This window comes from Myxococcus sp. AM011 (assembly GCF_013372595.1).
Taxonomy (GTDB): Bacteria; Myxococcota; Myxococcia; order Myxococcales; family Myxococcaceae; genus Myxococcus; species Myxococcus eversor.
In genome coordinates this window covers 1-9846 of record NZ_JABXEM010000348.1, presented here as the reverse complement: position 1 = coordinate 9846, position 9846 = coordinate 1, and the positions used below count along the sequence as shown (strand labels likewise).

The following is a 9846-nucleotide window of genomic DNA, read 5'->3' as shown; positions in this document are numbered from 1 at the left end:
GCCCGCCCCTCGACTGCCCACCGCCGTTCGAGCTCCGCGCGACAGGCTCGTCCACCGAGGCCGAGGCCCCAGGACGCGGCGCCGCGAGGCCCGAGCGGTACGGATGCTCCTCCACCACCGGCACGCTGCGGCGGATGGTCCGCTCGATGTCGCGCAGGTACGCGCGCTCCTCGCCGTCGCAGAAGGACACCGCGGTGCCCGTCGCGCCCGCGCGGCCCGTGCGGCCGATGCGGTGCACGTACTGCTCCGGCACGTTGGGCAGGTCGTAGTTGACGACGAAGCTCAACCCGTCGATGTCGATGCCGCGCGCCGCGATGTCCGTGGCCACCAGCACCCGGAGCGAGCCGTTGCGGAAGTCGTCCAGCGCGCGCTCACGCGCGTTCTGGCTCTTGTTGCCGTGAATCGCGGCGGCCGTGACTCCGGAGCCCTCGAGCTGCTTGGCCACCCGGTTGGCGCCGTGCTTGGTGCGCGTGAAGACCAGCGCCCGCTCAATCTTGCCGTCCTTCAAGAGGTGCGTGAGCAAGCCGCGCTTCTGCTCGCGCTCCACGAAGTACACCTGCTGAGCAACCGTCTCCGCCGTGCTGGAGACCGGCGTCACCTCCACGCGGATGGGGTCCGTGAGGATGTTGCGCGACAGGTCCACAATCTCCGGCGGCATCGTCGCGCTGAAGAAGAGCGTCTGCCGCTTCGAGGGCAGCGCCTTGATGACCTTGCGCACGTCATGGATGAAGCCCATGTCGAGCATGCGGTCCGCCTCGTCGAGCACGAACACCTCGAGCGAGCGCAGCGACACGTAGCCCTGGTCCATCAAGTCGAGCAGGCGGCCAGGCGTCGCCACCAGCACATCCACGCCGCTCTTGAGTGCCTGCACCTGCGCGCCCTGGCCCACGCCGCCGAAAATCACCGCGTGGCGCAGCGGCAGGTTCTTGCCGTACGTCGCGAAGCTCTCGCTCACCTGCCCCGCGAGCTCTCGCGTGGGAGTGAGCACCAGGCAACGCACGGGACGCGCGCCCCCGGACGGCGCCTTGGCGGACAGTCGCTGGAGAATCGGCAGCGCGAACGCCGCCGTCTTCCCCGTACCCGTCTGGGCCACGCCGAGCACGTCCTTCCCAGCCAGGGCGTGTGGAATCGCCTTCATCTGGATGGGCGTAGGAGTGGTGTACCCCTCCGCCTTGACCGCGCGCAGGAGGGTGTCGTGAAGCTGCAATTCGTCGAAAGTCATGGATTCCTAGTCGAAGTGAGTCTGCTTCCTCGCCAGGCAAGGAAGCCCGCGCAGCGAGCCCAATCGAGTTCAAACCCGAGGGCACCTGGCGGTGCGCGGTCCGGCCCGGCCGGCCGACCCGCTTGAGAATGTCGGAGAACAGGGGGGTCCTCCCGCCCATTCCACGCATTCGGCCGCGGACCCTGCCCTCTCCCGGGACGGATGTCCCGTGAAATCGAGCCCTTGACAGCCGCTTTGTGGAGTGTCGTGCGAACGAGGAGGGCCCCGAGGCATCCAGCCCCGGGGCCCTCTTCACCATCCGTCATGCCCGCGCTTCTGGCAGTGACGCCTGGAGCACATCAGGCAGGGGCTCATAGGTCCCCAACCGCATGCTCGCCTGGGCACGGCCCTGCGTCCTGCCCCGCAAGCCCGTCACGTAGCCGAAGAGGCTGGCCATGGGCACCCGCGCGGACACCACCCGGGCATTTCCCCGCGTCTCCATCCCCAGCACCCGACCTCGCCGTGAGGCCAGGTCTCCCAACACCTCGCCCACGTACTCCTCGGGCGTGGTGACTTCCACGTCCATCACCGGCTCCAGCACCTGCACGCCCACCCGCCGCACCGCCTCCTGGAGCGCCAGGGAGCCCGCCATGGCGAACGCCTGAGGGGTGGAGTCGCGCACGTGCGTATCTCCATCCACCAGTCGGACCTCCACGTCGACGAGCGCCACGCCGTCCCGCACGCCGCGCTCCATGGCCCCCGCCACACCCTTCTGGATGGCGGGCACCAGCTCCCTCGGAATGGTGCCGCCCTTCGTGTCGTCCACGAAGACGAGCCCCGCGCCTCGCGCCGCTGGAGCCACGTCCAGCACCACGCGCGCATACTGTCCGGGACCGCCCGTCTGACGGACGTGCCGGTACTCCTGACGCACGGCGCGCTTGAGCGTGTCGCGGTAGGCCACCTTGGGCTGTCCCACGCGCGCCTCCACGCCGTACTCCGTCCTCAGTCGGTCCACGACCACCTCCAGGTGAAGCTCACCCATTCCGGACAGCAGCACCTGGCCGCTCTCCGGGTCCACGCCCACTCGCAGCGACGGGTCCTCCGCCGCCAGTCGATGCAGGCCCTCTTCCAGCTTCGGCAGCTCCGCGGGCGACTTCGCCTCCACGGCGAGGTGCACCACGGGCTCCGGGAAGCCGAGCGACTCCAGCACCACCGGTGCCTCGGGGTCGCTCAGCGTGTCTCCCGTGCGCACGTTCTTCAGGCCGAGCGCCGCCGCGATATCTCCCGCATGGACTTCCGAGACCTCCTCCCTGCGATTGGCATGCATGAACATCAGCCGACCCACGCGCTCCCGCTTGCCCGTGGCGGGATTCAGCAGGACGGTGCCCGCGCGCAACGTGCCTGAATAGACACGCAGGAAGACGATGTTGCCCACGTTCTTGTCACTCATCATCTTGAACACCAGCGCGGCCGGAGGACTGTCGTCGGAAGGCCCGCGGAAGGCACGTTGCTCCGTGCCCGGAACGAGTCCCTCCACCGCCGGAAGGTCCGAGGGCGCGGGCAGGTAGTCGACGACGGCGTCCAGCAGCATCTGCACTCCCTTCTTCTTGAACGCCGAGCCGGCGAGCACCGGCACCAGCGTGCGCGACAGCGTCCCCGCGCGAAGCGCCCGCGACAGGTCCTCTCCCGTGATGGCGTCCAGCCGCCCGTCCACGAACTTCTCCATGACTCCGTCGTCCACGTCCGCCGCCGCTTCGATGAGCCGCAGGCGCAGCGTCTCCACCTGCTTCCGTGCCTCCTCCGGCACGGACTCCTCCTCCTGGTACTCACCGCCCTCGCCGTCGAAGCGGAGCGTCTTCATGCGCACCAGGTCCACGAGGCCCCGGAACTCCGACTCCCCGCCGAGCGGCCACTGCACCGCCACGGCGCGAGCGCCCAGGCGCTCACGGATGGACTCCAGGCTCATGACGAAGTCCGCGCCCACCTTGTCCATCTTGTTGATGAAGGCGATGCGCGGGACCCCGTAGCGGTCCGCCTGACGCCACACCGCCTCCGACTGGGGCTCCACGCCCTGGCTCGCGTCGAACACGGCCACCGCGCCGTCCAGCACGCGCAGGGAGCGCTCCACCTCGATGGTGAAGTCCACATGTCCCGGCGTGTCCAGGATGTTGATGCGATGGGGCGTGCCCGAGGAGGGGCCGTGACGAGGAGACCAGAACGCGGTGGTGGCCGCGGAGGTGATGGTGATGCCGCGCTGCTTCTCCTGCGGCAGCCAGTCCATCTCCGTGGAGCCGTCATGGACTTCTCCCGTGGAGTGGATGCGACCGGTGAAGAACAGGACGCGCTCGGTGAGCGTCGTCTTGCCCGCGTCGATGTGCGCCATGATGCCGATGTTGCGATACCGCTCGATGCGAGTGCTGCGGGACATGAAGGACTCCTGTTCCCGTCGGGCAGCGAGGCCCGCGGGTTGGAAAATGATTGAGGAGCCGGTTGGAGACACGACGGGCGTGGAGCCGTCGGGCGCACGCACGCGCGACGTGCCGGAGGGGCTCGAAAGGCCCGCTCAGGGACGCGTGAGGACACACGACGACTCAGACGGAGCCAGGGCGGAACCGGGCTTCACGACACGCGGGAACCAGCGACCCGCGCGCAGGAAGGACTCCGGCCCGCCTGCTCAAATGTCGAGCAGAACCTCGTGACGGGGGGAAAGGCACACGTCCGCCGCCGGCGCGGGGAAGCGCGCAATCAGCAGGGCAGTGAAGGAGACGGGCCTCATGATGCGTATGAGTTAAGACAGACGACAGCCATTGTCAACTCACGGCCCTGGATGTTCCGTGAAGCAGCCGGGCGCAACGCGGGCGAGCGATGCGCATCGCCGCGCGCCGGTCCGGTTCTCAGCTCAGAGTTCCGCGTCCTTGCACAGCTCGTCCTGCAGCTCGGTGAGGGCCTTGCGAGCACGCATGGGCTGGCAGGTGTTCTCCAGGAAGTAGGAGGAGGCGCCAACCGTGGCCGCCTTGAGCTTCGCGCCCAGCGCCGCCCAACAGCGCTCGAAGGCCACCTTCCTCGCCTCCGCCGCGCGAGCGTCGTCCTTGGGCAGATCCAACGCCGCGAGCACCGTCACTCCGAGCGCCTCGTCCTTGCAGGCTTCGGAGTCCTTGCGCTCCCCCACCGCCAGGGCGAAGAGCGGCATCGCCACGTACGCGAAGTGGCCCTGCTTCACGAGCCGGGCGGCCTTCAGCGCGGACTCAGGCCCCGTGCCCACCGCGAGCTGTTGGTACGTTTCGACACAGTCGCGCCCGTCCTTCGCGAGGCAGCGCTCCAGCCCCTTCACCGCGCTCGCGTCACGCACGGTGGCGTAGGCCGGGGCCTTGGCGAGGAAGGCATACCGCTGGCCCAGGGTGTGCGCCTTGCGCGCGGCGGCGAACGGCTCCTTGTCCGTGGGCGTGACGGCTTCGACCTCCGCCGTCGCGGCCTCCGTGACCAGGCCTCGCCATGCATCCGTGCGCGTCGCGGGGGGGACATCCTCCGCGCGCTCCAGCAGCTCCGCCCAGGCCTGCTGAGAGGCCAGGGTCTGGAGGTCCGCGAGCGTCGCCGGCGGCTTCGCCACCGCCACCGTCGACACCAGACAAGCCATCACCACCGCGTGTCGCTTCATCGTCCAAGCCTCCCGCCGAGAAACGCCGCCCCGGTGGCCGCGCCATCGCGGACCGTGGTGAAGATGAGCGTGGAGCCGCTGCGCTCCAGCGCGAGCGCGGGTCCGTAACGACACGTCAACGCGGTGACTTCCTTCAGCGCGGCACAACGTTTCCGCGCCTGGGTGAAGAGCGGCGCGCAAGCCGCCCAGACGTCCACATCGGCCATCACCTCGTCATCGAAGGTCTTCCAGTCGAAGGTGAAGCTCGCCGACGTGCCACAGGCTCCGCGCAGCGCCGTCAGGGCCTCTTCGGCGCGCGCGGTGTACTTCTTCTCCAGATAGGGCCACGCCTTCTTCTCGAAGGCCGCGACCCGCCCGGACTCACGTTGCAGGGTGTGCGCCGTGAGGACCTCGGAGGCGGACGCGGCATCCGTCGCCTCTTGATTGAACCGCACGCGGAAGGCGGGCTTGCCCGGCACGAAGACCTCGTAGACACCGCTCTCACGCTCGGTCGCCAGGACCCAGGTCGAGCCGCGATGACGGGCCACGTAGTCGACACCGGCGCGGGTGGTCCGGACCTCGCAGCGCACCGCGAGGCCGTCATGTTCGGAATCGGCGCCTCGAAGCTGGAGCACCGCCGCCGCCGACTCGCGGGGAGCCAGCGTGACGACCTCCAACGTCTGTCCGTCCTTGCCCCGATAGACCTTGTGCGAAAGGGCCTCCAGGGACTCCGCCGCCACGGCCGCATGGGCCAGGAGCAGCGCGAACATCACCGCCAGCCTCCGCGCCATGGTCAGTTCAGCGCCTTCTCGAGCACGGCCTTGGCGTTGTCCGTGATGTTCGTGTGGTCCTTCGACATGTGGTACGTGAGCGTGCCCTTCTCCAGCGAAAGGTTCTGCTGCGTCGCCCCGTTGACGCTGGTGTCCTTCTTGTCCGCGGGCTTCACGCCGCTGAACAGGCACGACACGGCGGTGACCTTCTTCAAGATGGCCTTCTTGTACGCGGGGCGCTCACACATCGCCGTCACCCCGTCGATCGCCGCTTCACAGTAGGAACTGAAGCTCGTGCTCGGCCAGTCCTCCGGCTTGAAGTTCTGGAAGTCCGTCTTCACGGCGAGCTTCGTGCCGCACTTGTCGTTGGCCTCCTTCAACGGCTCGGCGATCTGCTCCTCGAACGAGGCCTTGGCCTCCTCCTGCGCGGGCTTCAGGTCCTCTTCGGCGAAAGCGGACATCGACAGCAGGGCCACGGCGGCGAACGCGAACTTCGAAGACATGCGGAACTTCTCCTTGAAGATAACGACATCCGCGAGTTTCGAAGTGTCCTGCTTCTGACGCAAGATTGTCCGACGTCAACCCTACCGACGGAGGTGTCTCTCAGGTGCTGAGAGCCCGTACACGCGCGGCGAGGTTCTGGGTGAAGAGCCGGTAGATGCGCAGCGCGGCGGCCTCGTGCGTGTCCAGGTAGTGCTGGAAGCCGGCGCGGGTGATGCGCAGCGCGCGGACGGACGTGCGCGCCTTGACGCGGGCGGACACGGGCGCGTCCTGGACCAGCGAGATTTCTCCCAGATACGCCCCGGGCCCGAGCGTGTTGAGCCGGCGCGCGTCGTCCTCCGTGCCGCTGAAGACATCCACGGTGCCCTCCAGCAACACGAAGAGGCCCACGCCCGCGGCGCCCTTCTCCAGCACCACCGCACCCGCGGGGATGAGCACCTGTCGCGCCACGCGATACAGGTCCTTCATGTCGTCCAGCGACAGCTCGCCGAAGATGGGAATCGCCTTGAGGTACCCGTAGCCGTTGGCCTCGGGCGACGAGCTCTGGGAAGGCAGCCGCGCGATGACGGCCTCCGCCTCCGCGTCCATGCCCATGCGGCGCAAGAGGCGCGCCTTCTCCGCGGCCAGCGCGGGGTCGGCTCGAGCAACCTCGGATCCCCGCATCGTGTCCGCGAGCAGCGCCAGCGCCCTGCGCGTGAAGCCCTCCGCGTCCAGCAACATGCACATGCGCAGCACCGACTCCACGTGCCGACCATCTCCCGCTGGCACGCTGCCCAGCGCCTCCACCTCGGCGTGGGGTTGGCCCAGCTCGCGGTAGATGAGCGCCGCCTCGAACGGACGTCCGAGGCGGACCAGGCACTGCGCCACCGGCTCGCGAGCGCCCAGGCCCCGGTAGACATCCAGCGCCCGCTCCAGCGCGCCGCCGCGCTCGAAGGCGGCGGCGGCCCGGTCCGCTTCACCCGCACGCAGCCAGGCCTCCGCCGCGTCCACGTACTGGCCGCCCTGGACATAGAGCGCCGCCATCCGCGAATCCTCGCCGCAGCCCACCAGGAGCCGCGCGGCGCCGGAGAAGTCCCGCGCCCACCGCAGCACCTCCGCCAGTTGCTTGCGCACTTCTGGAGGCGTCGCCGTCGCGTCGCGCAGCAGGCGCTCCCGCTGCGCCGACCCCAGCTCCTCGTAGAGCCTGGCCGCCGTCGCGGCCGACTCCAGCCCCATCAGGGATTGCAGCGCCTGGAGCGTTCCCTCCGCACCGGCTCTCTCCCCGTTCGACTCGGGCACTTCCGCCTCGGACCCTGACATTGCGCGTCCCCCTGGCCGGGAGATGAAACCCCCACATCGGCGACCCTACCCGAGGGCCCCGACGTCCCGGCAGACGTGCGCCGCCTATATCACCCCTCGCCGGCCCCCGAAGAATCCAGGACGGCGAGGAGCCCCTCGTCAGCGGACGAGGATGAGCTCCGTGTCGAAGACGAGCACCGAGTACGGCGGAATGGCGCCCGAGCTGCCCTGCGCCCCGTACCCGAGCGAGGACGGGATGACGAGCCGGCGCTTGCCACCCACCCGCATGCCCACGATGCCCTGGTCCCACCCGTCGATGACGGACCCCTGGCCCAGGGTGAAGTCGATGGGGGACTTGCCCGCGGACGAGTCGAACTTCTTCCCGTCCGGCAACCAGCCCGTGTAGTGCACGTAGACGCGCTTGCCCGCGGTGGCCACGTCACCCGCGCCCGGCTCCCCCAGGTCCTGGGTGTAGAGGCCGCTGGAGCTGCGAGTCATCGCCGCCAGGTCCACGTTCAGGCTCTCCGCGTACGTCACCTTGGTGGGGTCGCCATTGTCCGGGTTGCCCGTGTCCGGCGGCGGCGTGTCGACTTCATCGCTGTCGCAGCCGGCGAGGGGAAGCATCAGGGCGGCGCAGAGCAGCAGGGAGCGAAACATGGAGGCCTCGGGAAGGAGTGCCGGAGTCCGGCGATGAACGGGCTCCCAGCCTGCCCTGGAGCGCCCCCTCACGAAAGCAGAAGCGTGACCGCCTGCCTGCCGACAAGGCCCCAGGGCGAATTGCACGGGCGCCCCCGGCACGCTTCCGCTATGCAGGAGCACGATGCCACGCTGGCTCAGCCTCCTCCTGTTCTTCGTCCCGGTCCTCGCGGTGATGGCGACCGCGCACGTCTACCTCTACCGCCGGCTCGTGCGCGACCAGACGGCCCGGCGCGGGCTGCGGCTCGGCGCCCAGGTCCTGTTCGGCTTCGGCTTCCTGGGGGCCGTCGGCTTCAGGTTCCTCGGCGGCCTGTTCCCCTCCGAGCTGGGGCGAATCGTCGGAATCGGCCTGCTCGTGTGGATGGGGCTGGTGCTGTACCTGCTCCTCTTCACGCTCGCCGTGGAGCTCGTCCTGCGCGCCGTCGTCCGGTGGCGCACGCGACGCACCACGCCAGCTCCCGAGCCGCCCGCACAACCGCCCTCCCCCGAGCGCCGGGCCATCCTCACCGGAGGACTGGCCGTGGGCGCGGGGCTCGCGGGCGCCGGCGTGAGCACCTTCGGCGCGTGGCGCGCCTTCCACCCGCCCGACGTGCGCGACATCCCGGTGCGGCTGCCCCGGCTGCCCCGGGCCCTGGATGGGTTCTCCCTGGTGCAGCTCACCGACATCCACATCGGAGATGTCCTCCAGCGACACTTCGTGGACGAGCTGGTGGCGCGCACCAATGCCCTGAAGCCGGACGTCATCGCCATCACCGGAGACCTGGTGGATGGGAGCGTGGAGAGCCTGGGTGCGTACGTCGCGGGCTTCGGCGCGCTGCGTGCCCGGCACGGAGTGTTCTTCGTCACCGGCAACCATGACTACTATTCTGGCGCATCGTCATGGGTGGCCTACCTGGAGCGACTGGGCATCACCGTGCTGCGCAACCGCGCCGTGGACATCGGCGAGACGGGTGCGTCCTTCACCCTGGCCGGGGTGGACGACTGGAGCGCGGCCCGGATGGGCGAGCCCGGGTACGATTTGGACGCGGCGCTGCGAGGCGTGAATCCGGACCGGGCCTCCGTCCTCCTGGCACACCAGCCGTCCAACTTCGACGAGGTCGCCCGGCGGGGGGTGGGACTCCAGGTTTCCGGCCATACCCACGGCGGGCAGATGTTCCCTGGCAACCTCATGGCCGACGCCATCTGGGGACAACGCAACGCGGGACTCAGCCGCACGGGCGACTCTCATATCTACGTCAGCCGGGGCTGTGGTTTCGTCGGGCCGCCGATGCGCGTGGCCGCTCCGCCGGAAATCGCGCGGCTGGTGCTTCAGCCCGGGTGAGCACGCGCGACATCATCCGTGATTCCGGCGGGTTGGGTGGCGTGGAGCGCGCGCGTTCCAGGCTGGAAACATATTTCAGGGCGGGCCGTCCATGAGCCGGGTGATGGGGAGTCCCTCGGACGAAGAGCTCATGGAACGGTTCTGCGACGGAGCACCAGACGCCTTCGAGGCCCTCTTCGCGCGCCACTCCGGCCGCGTGCAGGGCTTTCTGACGCGCATGGTTCGCGACGGCTCGCTCGCCGAGGACCTCTTGCAGACCACCTTCCTATCCGTCATCCGAGCCCGGGGGCGCTACGAGCCCGGAACCCGCTTTGTCCCCTGGCTGATGACCATCGCCGCCAACGCCGCGCGCGATTCCCTGCGTCATCGCCAGCATGTGGAGGCCTACTCCTCGGGCGTGGGCACAGGCGCCCCCACATCCGCGCCCCCGCCTTCTGGGGACCCC

At 69.4% G+C, this 9846-nt stretch carries 9 protein-coding genes; 2 read left to right on the top strand and 7 right to left on the bottom strand.

What is annotated here, in order from left to right:
* From HUW62_RS42635 to HUW62_RS42605, 7 genes are all read right to left on the bottom strand, one after another.
* Positions 1-1222: DEAD/DEAH box helicase (locus HUW62_RS42635; RefSeq protein WP_176437697.1), on the bottom strand; the 1222-nt coding region annotated here is incomplete at its 3' end.
* A 301-nt stretch (positions 1223-1523) separates the two neighbouring features.
* Positions 1524-3629: an elongation factor G gene (gene fusA, locus HUW62_RS42630; RefSeq protein ID WP_163864645.1), complete on the bottom strand. Its 2106-nt coding sequence runs from the start codon at positions 3627-3629 to the stop codon at positions 1524-1526.
* Positions 3630-4100: 471 nt separating this feature from the next.
* Complete coding sequence (locus HUW62_RS42625) at positions 4101-4856, bottom strand: hypothetical protein (RefSeq protein WP_217911875.1); 756 nt, start codon at positions 4854-4856, stop codon at positions 4101-4103.
* The gene (locus HUW62_RS42620; protein ID WP_217911874.1) at positions 4853-5626 is read right to left on the bottom strand and encodes a hypothetical protein; all 774 of its coding nucleotides are present in this window, start codon (positions 5624-5626) and stop codon (positions 4853-4855) included. Before HUW62_RS42620 ends, HUW62_RS42625 begins: the two co-directional genes overlap by 4 nt.
* A gap of 2 nt (positions 5627-5628) precedes the next feature.
* The gene (locus tag HUW62_RS42615; RefSeq protein WP_163864644.1) at positions 5629-6108 is read right to left on the bottom strand and encodes a hypothetical protein; all 480 of its coding nucleotides are present in this window, start codon (positions 6106-6108) and stop codon (positions 5629-5631) included.
* A gap of 100 nt (positions 6109-6208) precedes the next feature.
* Positions 6209-7321, bottom strand: coding sequence for a cyclic nucleotide-binding domain-containing protein (locus HUW62_RS42610; protein WP_240356278.1), 1113 nt, complete (start codon positions 7319-7321; stop codon positions 6209-6211).
* A 222-nt stretch (positions 7322-7543) separates the two neighbouring features.
* The gene (locus tag HUW62_RS42605; RefSeq protein ID WP_163864642.1) at positions 7544-8041 is read right to left on the bottom strand and encodes an FKBP-type peptidyl-prolyl cis-trans isomerase; all 498 of its coding nucleotides are present in this window, start codon (positions 8039-8041) and stop codon (positions 7544-7546) included.
* Positions 8042-8204: 163 nt separating this feature from the next.
* Here HUW62_RS42605 and HUW62_RS42600 point away from each other — a divergent pair, with 163 nt between their 5' ends.
* Both HUW62_RS42600 and HUW62_RS42595 read left to right on the top strand, forming a co-directional pair.
* Positions 8205-9401, top strand: coding sequence for a metallophosphoesterase (locus tag HUW62_RS42600; RefSeq protein ID WP_163864641.1), 1197 nt, complete (start codon positions 8205-8207; stop codon positions 9399-9401).
* Between the two features lie 103 nt (positions 9402-9504).
* The coding region (locus HUW62_RS42595) for an RNA polymerase sigma factor (RefSeq protein WP_176437698.1) at positions 9505-9846 on the top strand (342 nt) is incomplete at its 3' end.